The sequence below is a fragment of the Frigoribacterium sp. 9N genome (assembly GCF_902506305.1).
Lineage (GTDB): Bacteria > Actinomycetota > Actinomycetes > Actinomycetales > Microbacteriaceae > Frigoribacterium.
Window position 1 is genome coordinate 1,119,768 of sequence record NZ_LR733392.1, and the last position, 24,058, is coordinate 1,143,825.

Consider the following 24,058-nt stretch of genomic DNA (forward strand, 5'->3'; position numbering starts at 1 on the left):
GCGTTTCCGGCGTAGTCTCGACGTCGTGTTCGTCTGTGGATTGACCGGTGGCATCGCCGCCGGCAAATCGGTCGTGGCCCGTCGACTCGCCGAACGGGGCGCGGGGCACATCGACGCCGACGCCCTCGCCCGCGAGGTGGTCGAGCCCGGATCCGCCGGACTCGAGGCCGTCGTCGCCCGCTTCGGGTCCGACGTCCTGCAGCCCGACGGCTCCCTCGACCGAGCCGCCCTGGGGGCGATCGTCTTCGCCGATGCCGCTGCACGCCGCGACCTCGAGGGCATCACCCACCCGGCCGTGCACGAGCTCTCGGTCCGGCGCATGTCCGACGCCGTCGCGGACGACGCAGGTCGCGTCGTCGTCTACGACGTGCCGTTGCTCGTCGAATCGCGGGGGACCGACGGCTTCGACGTGGTCGTCGTCGTGCACGCCCCGCGCGAGGTCCGCCTGAGGCGACTCGTCGAGCTCCGCGGGATGGACGACGAGGAGGCGCGGCGTCGCGTGGACGCGCAGGCGGACGACCGGACGCGGCTCGCCGTGGCGGACCTCGTCGTCGACTCCTCCGGTTCGCTCGAGAGCACGCTGGAACAGGCGGACGACCTCTACGACCGTCTGCGTTCGCTGTCAGCGGCGAAGCAGGCGGCCTCCCACGACACGAGTGTCGGTGGTCCCTCCTAAGCTGGAATCCATGGAACCGACCCGCAGTGTGCGCCCGTTCGAAGTCATCAGCGAATTCGAACCCAGTGGCGACCAGCCGGCCGCCATCGCCGAACTGGCGGGGCGCATCAACGCCGGCGAGACCGACGTCGTCCTGCTCGGCGCCACCGGAACGGGCAAGTCGGCGACCACCGCCTGGCTCGTCGAGCAGGTGCAACGGCCCACGCTCGTGCTCGCCCACAACAAGACGCTCGCGGCCCAGTTGGCGAACGAGTTCCGATCGCTCTTCCCGAACAACGCCGTCGAGTACTTCGTCTCGTACTACGACTACTACCAGCCCGAGGCCTACGTCCCGCAGACCGACACCTTCATCGAGAAGGACAGCTCGGTGAACGCCGAGGTCGAGCGGTTGCGGCACTCGACGACGAACTCGCTGCTGAGCCGACGCGACGTCATCGTCGTCTCGACGGTCTCCTGCATCTACGGGCTCGGCACCCCCGAGGGCTACATGGAGGCCATGATCGCCCTCCAGGTCGGCATGCGGATCGATCGCGAGACGCTCATCCGGCGGTTCGTCTCGATGCAGTACCAGCGGAACGACATCGACTTCTCCCGTGGCAACTTCCGCGTGAGGGGAGACACGATCGAGATCATCCCGATGTACGAAGAACTGGCCATCCGCATCGAGATGTTCGGCGACGAGGTGGAGGCGCTGTACGCCCTCCATCCGCTGACGGGCGACGTCGTCAAGACGATGGACGCCGTCTCGGTCTTCCCCGGTTCGCACTACGTCGCGGGCACAGATGTCATGCACCGCGCCATCGGCACCATCAAGGACGAACTCGCCACCCGCCTCGACGAGCTCGACAAGCAGGGAAAGCTCCTCGAGTCCCAGCGCCTGCGCATGCGCACGACCTTCGACCTCGAGATGATGGAACAGATCGGCTTCTGCAACGGCATCGAGAACTACTCCGCGCACATCGACGGTCGGTCGCCCGGCGAGGCACCCCACTGCCTGCTCGACTACTTCCCGGACGACCTGCTCGTGGTGATCGACGAGTCGCACGTCACCGTGCCCCAGATCGGCGCCATGTACGAAGGCGACGCCTCGCGCAAGCGCACCCTCGTCGACCACGGCTTCCGGCTTCCCAGCGCCCTCGACAACAGACCCCTCAAGTTCGAGGAGTTCCTCGACCGGGTCGGCCAGAAGGTCTACCTCTCGGCGACGCCCGGCAAGTACGAGCTGGGCATCACCGACAGCGTCGTCGAGCAGATCATCCGACCCACCGGGCTCATCGATCCCGAGATCGTGGTCAAGCCGTCCGCGGGCCAGATCGACGACCTGCTCGAAGAGATCCGCACACGGGTCGAGATCGATGAACGTGTCCTGGTCACCACCCTGACCAAGAAGATGGCCGAAGAACTCACCGACTTCCTCACCGAGGCCGGAGTGCGAGTCCGCTACCTGCACTCCGACGTCGACACGCTCCGGCGGGTCGAACTGCTCACCGAACTGCGGCAGGGCGTCTACGACGTGCTCGTCGGCATCAACTTGCTCCGTGAGGGCCTCGACCTCCCCGAGGTGTCGCTCGTCGCGATCCTCGACGCCGATAAAGAGGGCTTCCTCCGTTCGTCCACGTCACTCATCCAGACAATCGGCCGTGCGGCACGAAACGTCTCGGGTCAGGTCCACATGTACGCCGACGTGATGACCGACTCGATGAAACAGGCGCTCGAAGAGACCGATCGTCGTCGAGAGAAGCAGGTCGCCTACAACCTCGAGCGAGGCATCGACCCCCAACCGCTCCGCAAGAAGATCGCCGACATCACCGAGGTCCTGGCCCGAGAAGGTGCCGACACCGCACGCCTCCTCGCGGATCGCCAGGGTGGCAAGCGCGCCCCCACGCCAAACCTCCGCCGCGAGGGCAAGGCCGCCAGCGCCGCGAACGGCCTCGAAGCGATCATCGCCGACCTCAACGAGCAGATGCTGCAGGCCTCGGCCGAGCTCAAGTTCGAGTTGGCCGGTCGGCTCCGCGACGAGGTCGCCGACCTGAAGAAAGATCTGCGACAGATGGAGGCGGCCGGTCATGCCCGGTGATCGTCGACGCGTCGTCGTCACGGGTGCGACCGCAGGGCTCGGCTATTACTCCGCCGAGCGGCTCGTCGCGGCCGGTCACCAGGTCGTCCTCGCGGCCCGCGACGCCGAGAGGGCCGTGCGGGCCGCCGATCTCCTCCGCAGCCGCGTGCCCGGGGCGGACGTCGACACGGTCGCCCTCGACCTGGCCGACCTCGCGTCGGTCCGCACGGGTGCATCCGCCATCGCCGCCGGCGGACCGGTCGACGGCCTCCTGGCCAACGCCGGCGTCGTCGGCTCCCGTCGGCGTCAGACGACGACCGACGGGTTCGAGCTCCAGTTCGGCACCAATCATCTCGGCCACTTCGCCCTGGTCTCGCACCTCATGCCGGCCCTCGAGTCGGCAGGGCGGGCTCGAGTCGTGCACCTCGGAAGCATCAGCCATCGGTGGGTGCGACTCGACTTGGACGATCCCATGATGGTCTCGAGCTACTCCGGCGCGGTCGCCTACGCACGTTCCAAGCTCGCGGTCATGACCTTCGGCTTCGACCTCGACCGTCGCCTCCGGGCCGCCGGATCCTCGGTCTCCAGCGTCGTCGCCCACCCCGGGTTCTCGTGGGACTCGCTCAGCGACCCGCGCCCGCCCGTCGTCGAGCCCCGCCGCCCTCCCGCCGTCCTCACCTCGATGATGCACGTCTTCTCCCAGGGCAAGGAGGTCGGAGCAGAGCCTCTCGTCCACGCCCTCGTGGGCGAAGACGTCCACGGCGGGGAATACTGGGGTCCGGCCGGATGGTTCCAGTTGACCGGCGCTCCGGCCCGCGTGCCCGCGAAACGTCACAGCCGTGACGAGTCGGTGGCATCGCGTCTGTGGCAGGTGTCCGCCGGCCTGACGGGCGTCCATCCGACCGTCTCGTCCCCGGCCCCCTGACCCCGCGCCGCCGGCTGCACCTCCCGCGGGCCCGCCCGCCACGACGACGAGTGTCGTCCACATCGACAGAATGGTAAGAGTGTCCATCTCACCTGTAGAAGGTTCCTCCACGCTGAGCGTCCGGGGTGCCCGAGTGCACAACCTGAACAACGTCGACCTCGAGATCCCACGTGACTCGTTGGTCGTCTTCACCGGATTGTCCGGCTCGGGCAAATCGTCCCTGGCGTTCGACACGATCTTCGCCGAGGGGCAACGTCGGTACGTCGAGTCCCTGTCGGCCTACGCGCGGCAGTTCCTGGGTCAGGTCGACCGTCCCGACGTCGATTTCATCGAGGGCCTGAGCCCGGCCGTCTCCATCGACCAGAAGTCCACGAACCGCAACCCGCGGTCCACGGTCGGCACGATCACCGAGATCTACGACTACATGCGCCTCCTCTGGGCACGCATCGGCGTTCCGCACTGCGCCGTCTGCGGCGAGAAGATCAGCAAGCAGAGCGTGCAGCAGATCGCCGACCAGCTCATGACCCTCGAGTCGGGCATCCGGTACCAGGTGCTGAGCCCCGTGGTCTCGCAGAAGAAGGGCGAGTTCGTCGACCTGTTCGCCGAGCTCGCGTCCACGGGGTACTCCCGGGCCATCGTCGACGGTGAGCAGATCCAGCTCAGTTCGCCGCCCAAGCTGAAGAAGCAGATCAAGCACGACATCTCGGTCGTGGTCGATCGCCTCGTCGCCTCCGACCAGGCGCTGACCCGTCTGACCGACTCGCTCGAGACCGCCCTGCGCCTGACGGACGGCCTGGTCACGATCGACTTCGTCGACACCGACGAGGGCGCGGCCGGCAAGTACCGGACGTTCTCCGAGAAGCTCTCGTGCCCGAACAACCACCCGGTCCAGCTCACCGAGATCGAACCCCGCACGTTCTCGTTCAACGCCCCCTTCGGCGCTTGTCCCGAGTGCTCCGGACTCGGCACGAAGATGTCGGTCGACTCCGACCTGCTGCTCGGCGACCCCGAGCTCAGCCTCGCCGACGGAGTCATCCTGCCCTGGACCCAATCCGGCAAGGGGCTCTACAACTACTTCCAGAAGCTCCTCGAGGGCTTGGCCGGTGATCTGGGCTTCAGCCTCAAGACGCCCTGGCACGAGCTGCCCGAGAAGGTCCGACAGGCCGTCCTGCAGGGCAACGACTTCGAGGTCACCGTGAAGTGGCGCAACCGCTTCGGCCGAGAGATGACCTACTCGACGGGCTTCGAGGGTGTCATGCCCTACATCGAGCGCAAGTACGCCGAGGCCGAGACCGACACGCAGCGCCAGCGCTACGCGTCCTACCTCCGCGAGATCCCGTGCGTCGTCTGCAAGGGCAAGCGGCTCAAGCCCGAGGTCCTCGCCGTCCTGGTCGACGGGCACGACATCGCGAGCGTGTCCGAACTCAGCCTCGCCGACGCGTTCGGGTTCATGAACAGCCTCACCCTCACGACCCGTGAGGCGCGCATCGCGGCCCAGGTGCTGCGTGAGATCCGCGTCAGACTCGAGTTCCTGCTCGAAGTGGGTCTCACGTACCTCTCCCTGGCCCGCGCCGCGGGGTCCCTCTCCGGTGGAGAAGCCCAGCGCATCCGCCTCGCGACCCAGATCGGGTCGGGTCTCACCGGAGTCCTCTACGTCCTCGACGAGCCGAGCATCGGCCTCCACCAGCGTGACAACCGCCGACTCATCGACACGCTTGTCAAACTCAAGAACCTCGGCAACACGTTGATCGTCGTCGAACACGATGAAGACACCATCAAGACGGCCGACTGGGTCGTCGACATCGGCCCGGGTGCCGGCGTCAACGGCGGCACGGTCGTTCACTCGGGCAGTTACGAGGACCTCGTCGCCAACACCGACTCGTACACCGGCGACTACCTCGCCGGGCGGCGCTCCATCGAGACCCCGACCAGCCGTCGCCCCGTCGACAAGAAGCGCATGATCTCGGTCGTGGGCGCCAAGGCCAACAACCTGCGCGACGTCACCGTCGACTTCCCGTTGGGCACCTTCGTCGCGGTGACGGGCGTCAGCGGCTCGGGCAAATCCTCGCTCGTCAACGACATCCTGTACAAGGTCCTGGCCAACCAGCTCAACGGAGCCCGTCAGATCCCCGGCAAGCACACGAGGGTCACGGGCCTCGACGCCCTCGACAAGGTCGTCCACGTCGACCAGGCGCCGATCGGTCGCACCCCGCGCTCGAACCCGGCGACCTACACGGGTGTCTTCGATCGCATCCGCACCCTCTTCGCCGAGACGACCGACGCGAAGGCCCGCGGCTACCTGCCTGGCCGGTTCAGCTTCAACGTCAAGGGCGGCCGCTGCGAGAACTGCGCAGGTGACGGCACGATCAAGATCGAGATGAACTTCCTTCCCGACGTCTACGTCGCCTGCGAGGTGTGCGGTGGTGCGCGGTACAACCGCGACACCCTGGCGGTGCGGTACAAGGGCAAGAACATCTCCGAGGTCCTCGAGATGCCGATCAGCGAGGCCGCCGAGTTCTTCGCCCCCATCTCGGCGATCTCCCGGTTCATGTCGACGCTGGTCGACGTCGGCCTGGGCTACGTGCGACTCGGCCAGAGTGCCACCACGCTGAGCGGGGGCGAAGCCCAGCGCGTCAAGCTCGCGACCGAGCTGCAGAAGCGCTCCAACGGGCGCAGCGTCTACGTGCTCGACGAACCGACGACCGGCCTGCACTTCGAGGACGTCCGCAAGCTCCTCCTCGTGCTGAACGGTCTGGTCGAGAAGGGCAACACCGTCATCACGATCGAACACAACCTCGACGTCATCAAGTCCGCCGACTGGCTGATCGACATGGGCCCGGAAGGAGGTGCGGGTGGCGGCACCGTCATCGCCACCGGAACCCCCGAGCACCTCGCGACCGTGCCCGAGAGCCACACGGGCGTCTTCCTGAAGGAGATCCTCGAGTCGGGTCACACCGTGCCCCGGGTGCAGAAGAAGAAGGCCACGTCGACGCGACGCCGGGAGGCCGTCGAAGCACGATGAGCAACACCGTCTCCTGGCGTCCGAAAGCGGGCGAGATCCCCACCGACCCCGGCGTCTACCGCTGGCGTGACGAGCGGGGGAGGGTGCTGTACGTCGGCAAGGCCAAGAACCTCCGGGCCCGGCTGAGCAACTACTTCGCACCGCTTCCGTCGCTGCACGAACGCACCCGACGAATGGTCCTCACCGCTCGATCCGTCGAATGGACCGTGGTGGGCAGCGACATCGAGGCCCTCCAGCTCGAGTACACGTGGATCAAAGAGTTCGACCCGCCCTTCAACGTCAAGTTCCGCGACGACAAGACCTATCCGTTCATGGCCGTCACCCTGGCCGACGAGGCACCTCGGGTGATGGTCACGCGCAACCCGCGCATCAAGGGGGCCAAGTACTTCGGGCCGTACCCGAAGATCTGGGCCGTCCACGACACCATCGACCTGATGATCAAGGTCTTCCCGATCAGGACCTGTTCCGACAGCAGCTACAAGAAGGCCATGCAGACGGGCAAGCCCTGCTTCCCGGGGCAGATCGGTCGTTGTGGGGGGCCGTGTTCGCACAAGGTGTCGATCGACGAGCACCGGGCGATCGTCGACGAGTTCGTCAAGTTCATGGGCAGCTACGACAAGAGGGTGATCGCCGACCTGCAGCGCTCCATGAAGACGGCCGCCATGGAGCAGCGCTTCGAGGACGCGGCCACGTACCGCGACCAGGTCCAGGCCCTCGAGGCCGTGCTCGACAAGTCGGCGGTCGTCCTCCGCGACAACGTCGATCTCGACCTCTACGCCCTCGCCGAGGACGAGCTGGCGGCCGCCGTCCAGCTCTTCACGGTGAGGGGCGGTCGCATCCGTGGCTCCCGCGGCTGGGTCGTCGACAAAGAGATCGACATCTCGACCGGCGACCTCGTCGAGCAGGTCCTGCAGGGCATCTACACCGCCGGCGCCGAGCTTCCCCGCGAGATCGTCGTGACCGAGACGCCGGACGACAACGACGCCCTCGAGAGCGTGCTCAGCACCGTCCGCGGTCGGGGACGGGTCCAGATCCACACGGCACAGCGCGGCGAGAAGGCCAACCTGATGCAGACGGCGACCCTCAACGCGCAGCAGTCGCTCATGCTCTACAAGACCCGTCGCAGCGCCGACTTCGCCACCCGGTCGACCGCCCTGGCCGACATCCAGGAGGCCCTCGGCATGAGCGACGCGCCCTTGCGCATGGAGTGCTACGACGTGTCCCACCTCTCGGGCACGAACATCGTCGCCTCGATGGTGGTCTTCGAGGACGGCCTGCCGCGGAAGGACCAGTACCGGCGTTTCAACATCCCCCGGTCGACCGACGACACCGAGTCGATCTACCAGACGCTCAGCCGCCGTCTCTCTCGCCTCGACGACGAACTCGCTCCCGTCGAGGAGGTGGGTGAGCAACGCAAACGGTTCGCCTACCGCCCCAACCTCCTCATCGTCGACGGCGGACAACCCCAGGTGGCGGCGGCCCGACGAGCACTCGACGACGCCGGCGTCACGGACATCGCGCTCTGCGGGATCGCGAAACGGCTCGAGGAGATCTGGTTGCCCGACGACGACTTCCCGGTCATCCTCCCTCGCAACAGCGACGCGCTGTTCCTCATCCAACGCATCCGCGACGAAGCGCACCGGTTCGCGATCACGCACCAGCGACAGCGTCGCAAGCGCGACATCTCGACGCAGCTCGCGGAGATCCCGGGGTTGGGGCCCTCCCGGGTGGCCGTGCTCCTGAAGCACTTCGGCTCGGTCAAGCGGTTGAAGGATGCCGAGGCAGCGGACATCTCGGCCATCCGCGGCATCGGCCCGACGCTCGCCGCCGCAGTCGTCGAGCGGCTGCGCGGGGCCGAGGACGTGGCGGCCGACGACGTGGCGGCCGCCGACGTCGTGCCCCCCACGAGCCCCGCCTAGACTCGATGCACCGCACGCCGACCCGGAGGACACCACCGACATGAGCGACGTCAGCGAACAGCAAGAGGTCCTGATCGTGACGGGGATGTCCGGCGCCGGGCGGTCGACCGTCGGCAACGCCCTGGAGGACCTCGACTGGTACGTGGTCGACAACCTGCCGGCGCAGATGTTGCGACCGCTGCTCGACCTGGCCGAACGTGCGGGGGACTCGCTCCCCAAGATCGCTGCCGTGGTCGACGTCCGCGGGGGACGCCTCTTCAGTGAGGCCCAAGAGGCCGTGCGCACCTTGCGGGCGAGCATGCCCAGCAAGGTGCGGGTGCTGTTCCTCGACGCGACCGACGCGGCGCTGGTCCGGCGTTTCGAGCAGGTCCGGCGACCGCACCCGTTGCAGGGTGACGGCACCTTGCTCGACGGCATCCTCGCCGAGCGTGCGCGCATGGAAGAGCTCCGCGAGACGAGCGACGTGATCATCGACACGTCGGAACTCAACATCCACCAGTTGGCCACGACGATCTCCGAGAAGTTCGCCGAGTCCGACCGCGCCGGGGTCCAGGTGACCGTCCTCAGTTTCGGGTTCAAGTACGGCCTGCCCACCGACGCCGACATGGTGGGCGACGCGAGGTTCCTCCCCAACCCGTTCTGGGTGCCCGCGCTCCGGCAGCAGTCCGGGCTCGACGAGCCGGTCACGTCGTACGTCATGCAGCAGGACGGGGCCCGGGAGTTCGTCGACGCCTTCGCCGCTTCGCTCGTCCCCGTCTTGTCGGGCTATCAGCGTGAGAACAAGAGACACGCTACGATCGCCATTGGCTGCACCGGGGGCAAACATCGATCGGTCACCCTCGTGGGTGAACTGGCGGCGCGTCTGCGTGGACTCCCCGGCGTGGCCGTCAGCGTGAAACACCGCGACCTCGGCCGAGAATGACCCACCGAGGTGCTTCAGCACGCCCGTGTACCGACGACACCTCGACCTGACGAAAAGGAACAACCGGAGTGGCCCAGACTGCCGACGTCAAAGAAGAACTCGCCCGCGTCGAGGTGAGCAGGACGACGATCCGGGCCGCTGAGCTCGCCACCGTCCTCCGTTTCGCCGGGGGACTGCACCTCATCTCCGGTCGGATCGCCGTCGAGGCGGAACTCGATTCCGCGCTCATCGCCCGACGGGTCCGGAAGGACCTGGCCGAGCTGTACGGAGCCAGGAGCGACGTCGCGATGACGGCTCCTTCCGGCTCACGCCGCACCCCCGGGTTCCTCGTCCGGGTCCACGAGGCCGGTGAGACGCTGGCCCGTCAGACCGGGCTCATGGACGCCCGCCGACGACCCGTCCGTGGCCTGCCGAACCGGCTCACGACCGGCTCGCGCGACGATCTCGCCGCCATCTGGCGAGGGGCGTTCCTCGCGCAGGGCTCGTTGACCGATCCCGGTCGGTCCGCCTCGCTCGAGGTCGTGTGCCCCGGCAACGAGACCGCCATGGCGCTCGTCGGGGCCGCTGGCCGACTGGGCGTCGCGGCGAAGGCCCGAGAGGTCCGCGGCGTGCACCGGGTCATCATCCGCGACGGCGAGGCCATCGGCACCATGCTCAAGGTGATGGGCGCCGAGAAGAGCGTCACCGACTGGGAAGAGATGCGCCAGCGCCGCGAGGTGCGCGCGACGGCGAACCGACTCGTCAACTTCGACGACGCCAACCTGCGACGGTCGGCCCAGGCCGCCGTGGCCGCGTGCGCCCGCGTCGACCGGGCGATGGAACTGCTCGGCGACGACATCCCCGAGCACCTCAAGTACGCGGGCGAGCTGCGACTTGCCCATCGCGACGCCAGCCTGGACGAACTCGGCCACCACGCCGACCCCCCGATGACCAAGGACGCCGTCGCGGGTCGGATCCGTCGCCTGCTCGCCATGGCCGACAAGAAGGCCGGCGACCTGGGGTTGCCGGGTACGGACGCCAACCTGCCGCACGACCTCGACCTCGACTGAGGGGCGGCGGAGGGTCTTCACGACGTCACCGGAGGACGAATTCCGGAGGGCTGCTGCTACTGTCGTAAGCGGTGTCCGACCCGAGGTCATCGAGAGTTCGGGCGTCGCCACGGGCCTGGTCGCCCACACCCTCCACGCGTCCCCACGACGCCTGATCATCAGGAGTTTCATTGACCGTCAAGATCGGCATCAACGGCTTCGGTCGCATCGGCCGTAACTACTTCCGCGCGGCGCTCGCCAAGGGAACCGACATCGAGATCGTCGCCGTCAACGACCTGACCGACAACGCCGCCCTCGCGCACCTCCTCAAGTTCGACTCGATCACGGGACGTCTCGACGCGACCGTCGAGCTGGACGGCGACTCGATCGTCGTCGACGGCAAGCCGATCAAGGTCCTGGCCGAGCGCGACCCCGCCAACCTGCCCTGGGGCGAGCTGGGCGTCGACATCGTCGTCGAGTCGACCGGTTTCTTCACGAAGGCCGAGGACGCACGCAAGCACATCACCGCCGGCGCGAAGAAGGTCCTCATCTCGGCTCCGGCCACCGGTGACGACGCCACCATCGTGCTGGGTGTGAACGAGGGCATCTACGACCCCGCCAACCACCACATCATCTCGAACGCGTCCTGCACGACGAACAGCCTGGCCCCCCTGATGAAGGTGTTCCTGGACAACTTCGGCGTCGAACGCGGTCTCATGACGACGGTCCACGCGTACACGGCCGACCAGAACCTGCAGGACGGTCCGCACAAGGACCCCCGCCGTGCCCGTGCCGCCGCGCTCAACATCGTCCCGACGTCGACCGGCGCCGCCAAGGCCATCGGCCTCGTGATCCCCGAGCTCGCCGGCAAGCTCGACGGTTACGCCCTGCGCGTGCCCGTGCCCACCGGCTCGATCACCGACGTGACCCTCGAGACCAGCACGCCGGTGACGGTCGAGCAGATCAACGCCGCCTACAAGGCCGCCGCCGAGGGTGAGCTCAAGGGCATCCTGGCCTACTCCGAAGACCCTCTGGTGTCGACCGACATCACGACCGACCCGCACTCGTCGATCTACGACTCGGGCCTGACCAAGGTCATCGGCAACCTCGTCAAGATCACCTCGTGGTACGACAACGAGTGGGGCTACTCGAACCGTCTCGTCGACCTGACGAAGTACGTGGCCGACCGCCTCTAGTCCGACCTCGGTGCCCCGGCCCTCACGGGCCGGGGCACCGTCCTCCGAACCCGAAACGAACCCATGAGCCTGCGCACCCTCGATTCCCTCGGTCCCCTGTCGGGCAGACGCGTCATCGTCAGATGCGACCTCAACGTCCCTCTGAAGGACGGCGAGATCACCGACGACGGACGCATCCGTGCCTCCCTCGAGACCCTCGACCTGCTGATCAACCAGGGGGCCAGGGTCGTCGTCATCTCGCACCTCGGCCGCCCTGACGGCGAGGCCAAGCCCGAGTACAGCCTCCGACCGGTCGCCCAACGCCTCAGCGAACTCCTCGGGAAGAGCGTCGGCTTCGCCGCGCACACCGTGGGTGACGAGACCGCCGCAGCAGTGGACGACCTCACCGACGGCCAGATCGTCGTCCTCGAGAACCTCCGCTTCAACGCTGCCGAGACGTCGAAGGACGAGTCCGAGCGTCGGGAGTTCGCCGCACGCCTGGCCGAGCTCGGTGATGTCTTCGTCTCCGACGGCTTCGGGGTCGTGCACCGCAAGCAGGCGAGTGTGTACGAATTGCCCGCGCTCCTCCCGAGTGCGGCCGGGACGCTCATCTCGCGCGAACTCGAGGTCCTCGACAAGCTGACCGAGAAGCCCACGCGCCCCTACAGCGTCGTCCTCGGCGGCTCGAAGGTCTCCGACAAGCTCGGCGTCATCGAGCACCTCCTTCCCCGGGTCGACAACCTGCTCATCGGTGGAGGGATGCTCTTCACGTTCCTCGCCGCCCAGGGACTCCCCGTCGGCAAGAGCCTGCTCGAGAAGGACCAGCTCGACCGGGTCCGCGGCTACGTCGACGAGGCCGCGCGCCGGGGCGTCAACCTCGTGCTCCCCGTCGACGTGGTGGTCGCCTCGTCCTTCAGCGCCGACGCCGAGCACACGGTGGTCGCCTCGGACGGCATCGAATCCTCTGCTCTGGGCTCCGAGGCCCTGGGCCTGGACATCGGCCCCGAGACGGCCGCGCGCTTCGCGGAGACCGTCCAGACGTCGTCCACGGTCTTCTGGAACGGTCCGATGGGAGTCTTCGAGTTCCCCGCCTTCGCACACGGCACCCAGAAGGTCGCCGACGCGTTGACCCGGGTCTCCGGTCTCGGGGTCGTGGGCGGCGGCGACTCGGCCGCGGCCGTTCGTGCCCTGGGGTTCTCCGACGACCAGTTCGGCCACATCTCCACCGGCGGTGGAGCCAGCCTCGAGTTCCTCGAGGGCAAACGACTCCCCGGACTGGAGGTCCTCGGATGGTGACCACACGCACGCCCCTCATCGCCGGCAACTGGAAGATGAACCTCGATCACCTGCAGGCGATCGCGTTCGTCCAGAAGCTCGCATGGTCGCTCAAGGACGCCAAGCACGACTTCGACGCGGTCGAGACCGCGGTGTTCCCGCCGTTCACCGACCTCCGAAGCGTGCAGACGCTGCTCGACGCCGACAAGCTCGAGTTGGCTCTCGGTGCCCAAGACCTGTCCGCTCACGACTCGGGTGCCTACACGGGCGAGATCTCGGGGCAGTTCCTCGCCAAGCTCGACGTGCGCTACGTCCTGGTCGGTCACTCGGAGCGTCGGACGCTCCACGCCGAGGACGACGAGGTCGTGGCGACGAAGGTCGCCGCCGCGCACCGCTCGGGCCTCGTCCCCGTCGTCTGCGTCGGTGAGACGGCCGACGATCTCGAGCAGCACGGCCCCAGCGCGGTGCCGGTCGCCCAGCTCCGCGCGGCGCTCGCCCAGGTGCCGACCTCCGCCGAGATCGTCGTGGCTTACGAGCCCGTCTGGGCCATCGGTTCCGGGCAGGCTGCCACGGCCGAGCAGGCCGAGCAGGTCTGCGCGGCCCTGCGGGCGGCCCTGGTCGAGATCGTCGGTTCGGACGCCGCGGCCACCACCCGCGTCCTCTACGGCGGCTCGGTCAAGTCCACGAACATCGCATCGTTCATGCGAGAGCCCAACGTCGACGGAGCCCTCGTCGGTGGGGCGAGCCTCGACGTGTCCGAGTTCGCCAACATCGTCCGCTTCCAGGCGCACGTCGGCGTCTGACGGGCCGGGTGCGTCGCCCGTCGGCGCCCCTCCGACTCGGCCTGCCGGGGCGACGGCCTCTCGCGGTTATACTGTTCAGCGGTCTCACCGCATCGAAAGGTCCTACGTGGAAATTCTCCAGGTCATCCTGCAGGTGTTGCTCGGCATCACGAGCCTCCTGTTGACCCTCCTCATCCTGCTCCACCGCGGCCGTGGTGGCGGTCTCTCCGACATGTTCGGCGGTGGTGTCACGAGCAACCTCGGGGCGTCCGGCGTCGCCGAGCGCAACCTCAACCGCATCACGGTCTTCCTGGGTCTCGTCTGGATCACCTGCATCGTGGTCCTGGGCCTCATCACCAAGTTCGCGGCGGTCAGCTGATGGCCTCTGGCGGTAGCGCAATCCGCGGCTCGCGCGTAGGCGCAGGTCCCATGGGTGAGCAAGATCGCGGCTTCCACGCCGAGCGGATCACCATCTCGTACTGGGATGCCCTCGGCAACGAGGTCGTCCGTCACTTCGCGGCCAACGTGCCCGACGAAGAGATCCCCGAGACCGTCGACTCACCCTCGAGTGGATTGCCGGCAGGGCGCGACAAGGCGAACCCGCCGACGGTCGCGAAGCTCGAGCCGTACAAGACGCACCTCGCGTACGTCAAAGAGCGACGGACCGAAGAAGAAGCCGAGCAGTTGCTCGAAGAGGCTCTGCAGCAGCTGCGAGTCCGACGCGGCAAGGCCTGACCCAGCCGATCGCGCCTCCCGGTGTCTCCACTCCGGACATGACGAAGGGCCCCGCAGCCGTGAGCTGCGGGGCCCTTCGTCATGCCGGCGTCGGGGCGCCCGCGGCGGGACTCAGTAGGTGGAGGCGATCAGGTTCTCGGGGACCTCGGCCGCCGCGTCCTGGTCGACGAAGAAGACCGTCCGCTTGCGTCCCTTGACCCCTGCCACCGGCACCTGGTCCGCGCCGGCACCCGCCAGGGCGAGCCCCAACGACGAAGCCTTCTCGGCTCCGGCGAGGATCATCCAGACGCGCTGAGAGTTGTTGATGACCGGCAGGCTCAACGTGAGGCGTACGGGCGGAGGCTTGGGGGAGTCGTCGATCGTGAGCACGGTCGGCTCGAGCTGACGGATCTGTGCCTTGTCGGGGAACAACGAGGCGACGTGACCGTCGGGACCGACGCCGAGGAGCGTGATGTCGAAGCGGGGGGCCGCGTCGTCGGCCTGTGCGTGCTGCAGCAACTCGTTCCGGTAAGCGTCGGCGGCCGCCTCGACGTCGTCGAAGTCGCCGACCGCACCGAATCGGTGGACGTTCTCGGGCAGCAACCCGATGTGGTCGAGCAGGTCGATGCCGGCCTGGGTGTCGTTTCGGTCTGCGTCCCCTGCGGGGACCCAACGCTCGTCGGCCCACCAGATCGAGACCTTCGACCAGTCGACGCTGTCACGAGCCGGCGACGCGTTGATGGCCGCCAGCACGAGCGTGCTCACCGAGCCGCCGCTGACGACGACCGACGCGTAGTTCTGCTCTTCGAGCACGTCGATGATCTTGGTGATGAAGCGGGCGGCCACGGAGGCACCCAGCGATTCTTTGTCGGGGTGGACCAGCACCCGGCGTTCGTTCGTCACGGTTCTCTATCTGCTCTAGTTGCTCTGGACGGGTTCGCTCAGTTGGCCGACCCCGTGTCTCACGACGTTCCCGAACAGGTCGTCGGGGTCGAGTCTACGGAGTTCCTCGGCCAGGCAGTCGCGCAGCGAGCGGCGTGGCAGCGCGAGGTCGTGCGTGGGTTGACCCGGTTGGGTGAGCGTCGCCACGTCGTCCAGGGAGCGTTCGAGGACGATGGCCCCGGAGGCGCGGACCAGTTGGACACCGTGGATGCCGCTCGATCCCGTCGCCCGGGTCGTCAGCTCACCGTCGACGGGTACCTGGAGCTGCAGACGCAACCAGGCGGCCAGGAGCAACGTCGACGGAGAATCGGGTGCGCCGGAGACAGCGACCTCGGTGACGGATTCGTAAGGCGGCTGGTCGAGCACGGCAGCCAGTTGCGCCCGCCAGAGGGTGAGCCGGGTCCAGGCGAAGTCGGTGTCGCCGGGAGCGTAGCTCCGGGCGAGGTCGATGATCGACTGGCGTGGATTGGACTGGCTCGCCGCGTCCGTGATCCGCCGTTGCGCGATGCGCCCCAGGGGAGACTCGGAGACGACGGCGGGAGCGGTCTTCGGCCACCAGGCGACGACGGGAGCGTCGGGCAGCAGGAGCCCGGTCACGAGCCCCTCCTCGTCGCTCGCGGTCTCTCCGTAGGCCCGGAGCAGGATGACCTCGCTGGCACCGGCGTCGCCGCCGACCCGGATCTGCGCGTCCAGTCGCCCGTCGACCTCGTCGAGATCGAGGTCGGTCGACGTGGAGACGACGATGACCCTCATGGGGTGCTCTCGCGAGGCGTCGTTCGCGGCCTCGATGGCTTCCTCCTCGTCACCGAGACGGGTGGAGATGATCAGGGTGAGGACTCGGCCCAGCGCGACCGCGCCTCCTTCTTCCCTGATCTTGACCAGCGTCTTCTGGACGCGGCTGATGGTGCTGTCGGGCAGGTCGACGATCACGGACGCCTCCAGGTACGGCCGTCACGGGCCATGAGTTCGTCGGCAGAGGCGGGTCCCCACGTGCCGGGTCGGTACTGTTCGGGCTGACCCTGAGTCGCCCAGAACTCCTCGATCGGGTCGAGGATCTTCCAGGAGAGCTCGACCTCCTCGTGCCGGGGGAACAGGGGCGGGTCGCCCAGGAGGACGTCGAGGATGAGGCGCTCGTAGGCCTCCGGGCTCGCCTCGGTGAAGGCGTGCCCGTATCCGAAGTCCATCGTGACGTCACGGACCTGCGTGCCGATCCCGGGCACCTTGGACCCGAAGCGCAGGGTCACTCCCTCGTCGGGCTGGACCCGGATCACGAGGGCGTTCTGCCCCAGCGACGTCTGCGTGCCGAAGATGTTCTCGGGCACCTGCTTGAAGACGACGGCGATCTCGGTCACGCGACGGCCGAGACGCTTTCCGGCCCGGAGGTAGAAGGGGACTCCCGCCCACCGCCGGGTCGCGATCTCGAGCTTGATGGCGGCGAACGTCTCGGTCGTGCTCTCGGGATTCATGCCTTCTTCGTCCAGGAAGCCGAGCACCTTCTCTCCGCCCTGCCACCCCCCGGCGTACTGACCCCGCGCGGTTCCCGCGGCGAGGTCGGCGGGGAGGCGGACGGCCGAGAGGATCTTCTCCTTCTCGGCCCGGAGGTCACGGGCGGCGAAGGTGACCGGCTCTTCCATCGCCGTCAGGGCGAGGAGCTGGAGGAGGTGGTTCTGGATGACGTCACGAGCGGCGCCGATGCCGTCGTAGTAACCGGCGCGGCCGCCGACGCCGATGTCCTCGGCCATGGTGATCTGCACGTGGTCGACGTAGTTGGAGTTCCAGAGGGGTTCGTACATCTGGTTGGCGAACCGCAGCGTGAGGAGGTTCTGCACCGTCTCTTTGCCGAGGTAGTGGTCGATTCGGAACACGCTGTCGGGCTCGAAGACGGTCTCGACGACGGCGTTGAGCTCGCGGGCCGTCGTGAGGTCGCTGCCGAAGGGCTTCTCGATGACGACGCGTCTCCACGCACCGTCCTTCTCCTCGGCGAGGCCCGAGTTGCGCAGCTGCTCGGTGACCATGGGGAACGCCTTGGGCGGGATCGAGAGGTAGAAGGCGTGGTTGCCCATCGTCCCGCGCTCACGGTCGAGCTCTTCGATGGTGTCCTTGAGCCGAGCGAACGCGTCGGCGTCGTCGAAGACCCCCTGGACGAAACGGAAGCCTTCTTTGAGTTGACGCCAGACGTCTTCGTCGAACGGCGTGCGAGCGTGCTCCTTGACGGCCTGGTACACGACCTGTTCGAAGTCCTGGCCCTCGAATTCACGACGGGCGAAGCCGACGAGCGCGAACCCGGGGGGCAACAGACCACGGTTGGCCAGGTCGTACACGGCAGGCATGAGCTTCTTGCGGGAGAGATCACCCGTCACACCGAAGATGATGAGACCGCTGGGCCCCGCGATGCGGTTGAGACGTCGGTCGGAGGGCAACCGGAGCGGGTTGGACTCCGGCGTGATCGGCACCGGTGACATGATGTTCCGTTCTGTGGTTCGAAGGTGTTCCGGTCGGGACGGGCGGAGCCGGCCGGGAACACCGGTGGCAAGGCGAAAGGGCCGGCGCCCCTGGGGACGCCGGCCCTTTCGGCTCAGCGGAGTGCGGCGGTGATGACCGGCAGCGCGGCCGCCACGTCGGTCACCGTCAGCGTGAGCACGGGACGGCCGTGCTCGGCCAGGACCTTGGCGTCACCGGCGGCCTGGGCCTGCACGAGCTGCCCGAACGTGAACGGGCTGTCCGGGATCTCGAGGTCGGTCGCGGGGACCTGCGTGATCTGCAGGAACACACCGTTGGCCGGCCCACCCTTGTGGTACTGACCCGTCGAGTGCAGGAAGCGCGGACCCCATCCGAAGGTGACGGGACGCTGCGTGCGCATCGCGAGGACGTCGCGGACCTCTTCGAGCTGCGGGTTCGCCACGCGGTCGACGTAGGCCTGGATCGAGACGTAGCCGTCGTCGCTCAGGTGCGAGAGGAGCGCGGCCACGGCGGACTCGAGAGAGTCGCCCAGCTCGATTCCTCCGACCTCGCGGACCTCGACACCCTCGGCCGTGAAGGCCGGGGGAGTGGGCTCGGGACGGTCGTCGAGCAATGCCCGCGTCGCGACCTTGGCCGACTCGACGTCGGGCTGGTCGAACGGGTTGATGTCGAGCAGACGCCCGGCCACGGCGACGGCGTACTCCCAGACCATGATCTGGCCACCGAGCGAACCCGAGATCTCGACCTCGCCGGGCGCGACCTCACGGGTCTCGTCGGCGTTCGCCACGAGACGGACGACCTGCACGTCGTGCAGCCCCGCCGTGATCTCGGGGGCGGAGGTGCCGATGACGACGGGGAGCAGGCCGCGACCCTGCTTGCCGGTCGACTCGGCGATGAGCTGTTCGGCCCAGTCCGGGAACCCCACGATGTGGGTGCCGTCGGCGACGATGGCGATCTTGTCGCGCAGGGGCGAGGTGCCTGCCAGGACGGCACCCAACACGAGACCCGGGTTGTCGGCGCGGTCCTGGGCCAGCTCGACCGTGACGGCGTCGGCCTCGGCGAGCAGCTCGCGGATGTCGGCGCCGGCCAGGCCGGACGGCACGAGGCCGAACGCCGACAGGGCCGAGTAGCGCCCGCCGATGTTGGGGTCGGCGTTGAAGACGCGGTAACCGGCCTCACGGGCCTGCCCGTCGAGGGGCGATCCGGGATCGGTGACCACGACGATGCGCTCGACGGGGTCGATGCCGGCGTCGGTGAACGCCTTCTCGAAGGTCTTGCGCTGGCTGGCGGTCTCGACGGTGGAACCCGACTTCGACGAGACCACGAGCACGGTGCGCTCGAGACGGTCGGCGAGGGCCGTGAGGACCTGACCGGGCTCCGTGGCGTCGAGCACGGTGAGCTCGACGCCGTAGGTGCGGGTGATGACCTCGGGCGCGAGCGACGATCCACCCATGCCCGCGAGGACGACGTGGTCGACACCCTTGGCGGCGAGCTCGTCCCGGAGCGAGTCGATCTCGTCGAGCAGCGGAGTCGAGACCACGACGGCCTCGGTCCAGCCGAGACGCTTGGCGGACTCGTCCTCGGCGTCAGGGCCCCACAGGGTGGGGTTCTGAGCCGTGATGCCCGAGGCGACGAGGTCACTCACGAGCTGCGGGACGACCGTCTCGACCGCCTGTGCGGCGTCGCCGCTGGCAGCGATGGTGATGGTCACTTGGACTCCCCGGCGGGCTTGGCGGCCTCGAGGGCAGCGGTGACCGTGTCGAGCAGTTCGTTCCACGAGACGACGAACTTCTCGACGCCCTCTTTCTCGAGGGCCTCGGTCACGTCGTCGTACGAGACGCCCTGCGCCGCGATCGCGTCCATGGTCTCGTTGGCCGAGGCGTAGGAGGCGCTGATCGTGTCGCCACGGACGTCACCGTGGTCGAAGGTCGCCTCGAGCGTCTTCTCGGGCATCGTGTTGACGACGTCCTGGGCGACGAGCTCGACCACGTACGTGGTGTCGAGGACGGCGGGGTCCTTGACACCGGTGGAAGCCCAGAGGGGACGCTGCTTGTTGGCACCGGCGGCCAGGAGGCCCTTGGCCCGCTCGGTGTCGAAGGCCTGCTGGTAGACCTCGTAGGCGAGCTGGGCGTTGGCCACGCCGGCCTTGCCCTTCAGGGCCTTGGCCTCGTCGGTCCCGACCGCGTCGAGACGCTTGTCGATCTCGGTGTCGACGCGCGACACGAAGAACGAGGCGACGGAGTGGATCTCGGTGATGTCGATGCCGGCGGCCTTGGCCTGCTCGAGACCCGTGAGGTACGCGTTGATGACGGCGCGGTAGCGCTCGAGGCTGAAGATCAAGGTCACGTTGACGCTGATGCCCTGGGCGATGACGGCGGTGATGGCCTCGAGGCCCTCGACGGTCGCGGGGATCTTGATCAGGGCGTTGGGGCGACCGACCTTGGCGGCGAGCTTGACCGCCTGGTCGATGGTGCCCTGCGCGTCGTGCGCGAGACCGGGCTCGACCTCGATCGACACGCGGCCGTCGAAGCCGTCCGTCGTGTCGTAGAGCTCGCGGAAGATGTCGCAGGCGCGGGTGACGTCGTCGGTCGTGATCTCGAAGACGGCGTCCGTGACGCTGACACCGGTCTTCGCGAGCAGGGCGACCTGGTCGTCGTAGGCCTCGCCCTTGGCGAGAGCCGACGCGAAGATCGTGGGGTTGGTGGTGACGCCGACGACGTTGCGCTCGGCGATCAGCTTCTGGAGGCCGCCCGCGTTGATGCGCTCACGCGAGAGGTCGTCGAGCCAGATGCTGACGCCTGCGGCGGACAGCTGTGCGGTGTTGGAATCGGTCATGGTGTTCTTCTCTTTCCTTCGTCGTCGCTCAGAGAGCGGCGATCGAGTCCTTGGCGGCGGCGACGGCGGCTTCGGTCGTCATGCCGAACTGCTTGAACAGCGTCTTGTAGTCGGCCGAAGCACCGAAGTGCTCGATCGACACGCTGCGACCGGCGTCACCGACGATGCCGCGCCACGGCATGGCCACACCGGCCTCGATCGAGACGCGGGCCTTGACGGCGGCCGGGAGGACCGCCTCCTTGTACTCGTCGCTCTGCTCGTCGAACCACTCGATGCTCGGTGCCGAGACGACGCGGGCGTTGATGCCCTCGCCGCGCAGGACCTCACGGGCCTCGACGGCGATCTGCACCTCGGAACCCGTGGCGACGAAGATCACGTCGGGCGTTCCGCCCGGTGCCTCGGCCAGGACGTAGGCGCCCTTCGCCACGTTCTTCGCCGACGCGAAGGTGTCACCCTCGGCGTCACCGGTGCCGCGCTCGAAGACGGGCAGGTTCTGACGGCTGAGCGCGATGCCGGCGGGGCCGTGGTGGCGCTCGAGGATCGTCGCCCAGGCCCAGGCCGTCTCGTTGGCGTCGGCGGGACGCACGACGTCGAGGTCGGGGATCGCGCGGAGCGACGCGAGCTGCTCGATCGGCTGGTGCGTCGGACCGTCCTCGCCCAGGGCCACGGAGTCGTGGGTCCAGACGTAGATCGCCGGGGACTTCATCAGTGCCGCGAGGCGGACCGCCGGGCGCATGTAGTCGCTGAAGATCAGGAACGTGCCACCGAACGGGCGCGTGTTGCCGTGCAGCGTGATGCCGTTGAGGATGGCGCCCATCGCGTGCTCGCGGATGCCGAAGTGCAGAACGCGACCGTAGGGGTCTCCGCTCCACTCGTCGGTCGACCACTCGGTGGGGACGAACGACTTCGAGCCCGTGATCGTCGTCAGGTTCGACTCGGCCAGGTCGGCCGACCCGCCCCAGAGCTCGGGGACCACGCCGGCGAGGGCGTTGATGACCTTGCCGGAGGCGGCGCGGGTGGAGACGTCCTTGCCGGCCTCGAAGACGGGGAGCGCTTCTTCGACTCCCTCGGGCAGCTCGTTCGCGAGGATGCGGTCGAGCATGACCTTCTTGTCGGGGTTGGCCGACGCCCAGGCGGCGAGCTTCTCGTCCCACTCGGCGTGCTGGGCCTGACCGCGCTCGACGGCCTTGCGGGTGTGCTCGAGGACGGCGGGGTCGACGTCGAAGGACTTCTCGGGGTCGAACCCGAGGACCGACTTGAGGCCGGCGACCTCGTCGGCGCCGAGGGCCGAACCGTGAATCTTGCCGGAGTTCTGCTTCTTGGGCGAGGGCCAGCCGATGATCGTCTTGAGGATGATCAGGGAGGGCTTGTCGGTGACGGCCTTGGCCTTCTCGATGGCGTCGTGCAGCTCGGCGACGTCCTCGACGTACTCGCCGGTCTTCTTCCAGTCGACGACCTGGACGTCCCAGTCGTAGGACTCGAAGCGCTTGTGGACGTCCTCGGTGAAGGCGATGTTGGTGTCGTCCTCGATCGAGATCTGGTTCGAGTCGTAGATGGCGACGAGGTTGCCGAGCTTCTGGTGCCCGGCCAGCGACGCGGCCTCGCTCGTGACGCCCTCTTGCATGTCGCCGTCACCGGCGATGACGTACACGAAGTGGTCGAAGGGGCTCGTGCCGGGGGCGGCGTCGGGGTCGAACAGGCCGCGCTCGAAACGGGCGGCGTAGGCGAAGCCCACCGAGCTGGCGAAGCCCTGGCCCAGCGGACCGGTGGTGATCTCGATGCCGTCCGTGTGGCCGTACTCGGGGTGGCCGGGGGTCTTCGAGCCCCAGGTGCGCAAGGCCTCGAGGTCGTCGAGCTCGAGACCGTAGCCGCCCAGGTAGAACTGGATGTACTGCGTCAGCGAGCTGTGGCCGACGGACAGGATGAACCGGTCGCGACCGATCCAGGTGCTGTCGCTCGGGTCACGACGCATGACCTTCTGGAAGAGCAGGTACGCGGCGGGCGCCAGGCTCATCGCGGTGCCGGGGTGACCGTTGCCGACCTTCTCGACCGCGTCGGCCGCGAGGACGCGGACCGTGTCTACTGCTTTGTTGTCAATGGATTCCCATTGCAGATCTGCCACTGGAAGTTGACCCTTCTTGATGCGAACTGCGCGGGGTCGATTCGCTCCCGCGCTGACGTGCGCCTGCCGAGACGTCGTCGGCTGGGTCGCACACACGCCGGGGCGGAGATCGGGACGGTTCGTCCGGTGATTCGGGACCGAGAGGGCGTACGACTGGCAAGCACCTGTAAGTATAGGGACGAACCCCCTTCGCCCGTCCGCATCGGCCGAGGGTTCGCCGTCAGCGTCGACGTTCATCGCCTAGACTCCTTGGGCAAACCGTTCGTCTCGTTAGAGGACTCATGACCGCAGCCGTTGACATCCGCCCCGACACGTCACCCCGGGGCTTCCGTCGCAAGGCTCGGGCGTACGTCGCCCTCACGAAGCCCCGCGTGATGGAGCTCCTGCTCGTCACCACGGCGCCGACGATGTTCCTGGCCCAGGGGGGCATCCCCAACCTGTGGCTCGTCGCCGCGACCCTGATCGGTGGGGCGCTGAGCGCCGGCTCGGCCTCGGCCTTCAACTGCTACATCGACCGCGACATCGACCGCATCATGAAGCGGACCCAGGGCCGACCGCTCGTGACCGGCGAGGTCAGCGACCGCGAGGCGCTGATCTTCTCGTACGTGGTCGGCGTCGCGTCGATCGTCTGGCTCGGCCTGACGGTCAACCTGCTCTCGGCGGCGCTGTCGCTCGGGGCGATCCTCTTCTACGTCGTCGTGTACACGCTCTGGCTGAAGCGCCGCACGCCGCAGAACATCGTGTGGGGCGGCATCGCCGGGTGCATGCCGGTGCTCATCGGCTGGGCCGCCGTCACGAACGACCTGTCCTGGTCGGCCGTCATCCTCTTCATGGTCATCTTCCTCTGGACGCCGCCGCACTACTGGCCGCTGTCGATGAAGTACCGCGACGACTACGCCGCGGCCGACGTCCCCATGCTCGCCGTGGTGCGCGGCCGGTCGATCGTCGGCCTGCAGGTGATCCTCTACGCCTGGGCCACCGTGGTCTGCTCGCTGATCCTCGTCCCCGTCGCAGGCATGGGCGTGCTCTACACCGTCGTGGCACTCGCGAGCGGGGCCTGGTTCGTCTGGGAGTCGCACCGGCTCTACAGCCGGGCCATCCAGCACGTCGCCGAGGTCCGTCCGATGCGCGTCTTCCACAGCTCCATCACGTACCTCACGCTCCTGTTCGTCGCCGTCGGGGTCGACCCCCTGCTGCCGTTCTGA

19 protein-coding genes are annotated in these 24,058 nt (G+C 68.0%); 13 read left to right on the plus strand and 6 right to left on the minus strand.

Annotated features, from left to right (window positions below; all coding sequences use genetic code 11):
* Positions 1 to 25 precede the first annotated feature (25 nt).
* The 12 genes from coaE to ARTHRO9V_RS08330 all read left to right on the plus strand — a co-directional run bounded on the left by coaE (position 26) and on the right by ARTHRO9V_RS08330 (position 14,515).
* Positions 26 to 676 carry a dephospho-CoA kinase gene (gene coaE / locus ARTHRO9V_RS08275; protein ID WP_159826582.1) on the plus strand — a complete coding sequence of 217 codons (651 nt, stop codon included), beginning with the start codon at positions 26 to 28 and terminating at the stop codon, positions 674 to 676.
* A 10-nt stretch (positions 677 to 686) separates the two neighbouring features.
* Complete coding sequence (uvrB, locus tag ARTHRO9V_RS08280; RefSeq protein WP_043592809.1) at positions 687 to 2,753, plus strand: excinuclease ABC subunit UvrB; 2,067 nt, start codon at positions 687 to 689, stop codon at positions 2,751 to 2,753.
* The gene (locus ARTHRO9V_RS08285; RefSeq protein ID WP_056045248.1) at positions 2,743 to 3,657 is read left to right on the plus strand and encodes an SDR family NAD(P)-dependent oxidoreductase; all 915 of its coding nucleotides are present in this window, start codon (positions 2,743 to 2,745) and stop codon (positions 3,655 to 3,657) included. The genes uvrB and ARTHRO9V_RS08285 overlap by 11 nt, the downstream gene beginning before the upstream one ends.
* 70 nt (positions 3,658 to 3,727) lie before the next feature.
* Positions 3,728 to 6,679, plus strand: coding sequence for an excinuclease ABC subunit UvrA (gene uvrA / locus ARTHRO9V_RS08290; protein WP_123570081.1), 2,952 nt, complete (start codon positions 3,728 to 3,730; stop codon positions 6,677 to 6,679).
* Positions 6,676 to 8,598, plus strand: coding sequence for an excinuclease ABC subunit UvrC (gene uvrC, locus ARTHRO9V_RS08295; RefSeq protein WP_159826584.1), 1,923 nt, complete (start codon positions 6,676 to 6,678; stop codon positions 8,596 to 8,598). The genes uvrA and uvrC overlap by 4 nt, the downstream gene beginning before the upstream one ends.
* 40 nt (positions 8,599 to 8,638) lie before the next feature.
* Positions 8,639 to 9,520, plus strand: coding sequence for an RNase adapter RapZ (gene rapZ / locus ARTHRO9V_RS08300; protein WP_056045245.1), 882 nt, complete (start codon positions 8,639 to 8,641; stop codon positions 9,518 to 9,520).
* A 68-nt stretch (positions 9,521 to 9,588) separates the two neighbouring features.
* On the plus strand, positions 9,589 to 10,569 hold the full coding sequence (gene whiA / locus ARTHRO9V_RS08305; protein ID WP_159826586.1) for a DNA-binding protein WhiA: 981 nt from the start codon (positions 9,589 to 9,591) through the stop codon (positions 10,567 to 10,569).
* Between the two features lie 170 nt (positions 10,570 to 10,739).
* Entirely contained in the window at positions 10,740 to 11,744 is a 1,005-nt protein-coding gene (gene gap / locus ARTHRO9V_RS08310; RefSeq protein WP_043595015.1) for a type I glyceraldehyde-3-phosphate dehydrogenase, read from the plus strand.
* A 63-nt stretch (positions 11,745 to 11,807) separates the two neighbouring features.
* Positions 11,808 to 13,019, plus strand: a complete 1,212-nt coding sequence (gene pgk, locus ARTHRO9V_RS08315; protein WP_159826588.1) for a phosphoglycerate kinase — start codon at positions 11,808 to 11,810, stop codon at positions 13,017 to 13,019.
* Positions 13,013 to 13,801, plus strand: a complete 789-nt coding sequence (gene tpiA / locus ARTHRO9V_RS08320; RefSeq protein ID WP_159826590.1) for a triose-phosphate isomerase — start codon at positions 13,013 to 13,015, stop codon at positions 13,799 to 13,801. The genes pgk and tpiA overlap by 7 nt, the downstream gene beginning before the upstream one ends.
* Before the next feature lie 106 nt (positions 13,802 to 13,907).
* Positions 13,908 to 14,159 carry a preprotein translocase subunit SecG gene (secG, locus tag ARTHRO9V_RS08325; protein WP_043595012.1) on the plus strand — a complete coding sequence of 84 codons (252 nt, stop codon included), beginning with the start codon at positions 13,908 to 13,910 and terminating at the stop codon, positions 14,157 to 14,159.
* The gene (locus tag ARTHRO9V_RS08330; RefSeq protein ID WP_043595011.1) at positions 14,159 to 14,515 is read left to right on the plus strand and encodes an RNA polymerase-binding protein RbpA; all 357 of its coding nucleotides are present in this window, start codon (positions 14,159 to 14,161) and stop codon (positions 14,513 to 14,515) included. The genes secG and ARTHRO9V_RS08330 overlap by 1 nt, the downstream gene beginning before the upstream one ends.
* Before the next feature lie 111 nt (positions 14,516 to 14,626).
* Here ARTHRO9V_RS08330 and pgl read toward each other — a convergent pair whose 3' ends face one another.
* The 6 genes from pgl to tkt form a co-directional block, all read right to left on the minus strand.
* Positions 14,627 to 15,397 carry a 6-phosphogluconolactonase gene (gene pgl / locus ARTHRO9V_RS08335; RefSeq protein ID WP_056045234.1) on the minus strand — a complete coding sequence of 257 codons (771 nt, stop codon included), beginning with the start codon at positions 15,395 to 15,397 and terminating at the stop codon, positions 14,627 to 14,629.
* A gap of 15 nt (positions 15,398 to 15,412) precedes the next feature.
* Positions 15,413 to 16,366, minus strand: coding sequence for a glucose-6-phosphate dehydrogenase assembly protein OpcA (locus ARTHRO9V_RS08340; RefSeq protein WP_159826592.1), 954 nt, complete (start codon positions 16,364 to 16,366; stop codon positions 15,413 to 15,415).
* A complete protein-coding gene (gene zwf, locus ARTHRO9V_RS08345; RefSeq protein WP_123570074.1) occupies positions 16,363 to 17,898 on the minus strand; it encodes a glucose-6-phosphate dehydrogenase in 1,536 nt (511 codons plus the stop codon). Before zwf ends, ARTHRO9V_RS08340 begins: the two co-directional genes overlap by 4 nt.
* A gap of 113 nt (positions 17,899 to 18,011) precedes the next feature.
* The gene (locus ARTHRO9V_RS08350; protein WP_159826594.1) at positions 18,012 to 19,607 is read right to left on the minus strand and encodes a glucose-6-phosphate isomerase; all 1,596 of its coding nucleotides are present in this window, start codon (positions 19,605 to 19,607) and stop codon (positions 18,012 to 18,014) included.
* Positions 19,604 to 20,731 carry a transaldolase gene (tal, locus tag ARTHRO9V_RS08355; RefSeq protein WP_056045222.1) on the minus strand — a complete coding sequence of 376 codons (1,128 nt, stop codon included), beginning with the start codon at positions 20,729 to 20,731 and terminating at the stop codon, positions 19,604 to 19,606. Before tal ends, ARTHRO9V_RS08350 begins: the two co-directional genes overlap by 4 nt.
* 28 nt (positions 20,732 to 20,759) lie before the next feature.
* Complete coding sequence (gene tkt / locus ARTHRO9V_RS08360) at positions 20,760 to 22,853, minus strand: transketolase (protein WP_043595005.1); 2,094 nt, start codon at positions 22,851 to 22,853, stop codon at positions 20,760 to 20,762.
* Positions 22,854 to 23,134: 281 nt separating this feature from the next.
* Here tkt and ARTHRO9V_RS08365 point away from each other — a divergent pair, with 281 nt between their 5' ends.
* A complete protein-coding gene (locus ARTHRO9V_RS08365) occupies positions 23,135 to 24,058 on the plus strand; it encodes a heme o synthase (RefSeq protein WP_123570072.1) in 924 nt (307 codons plus the stop codon).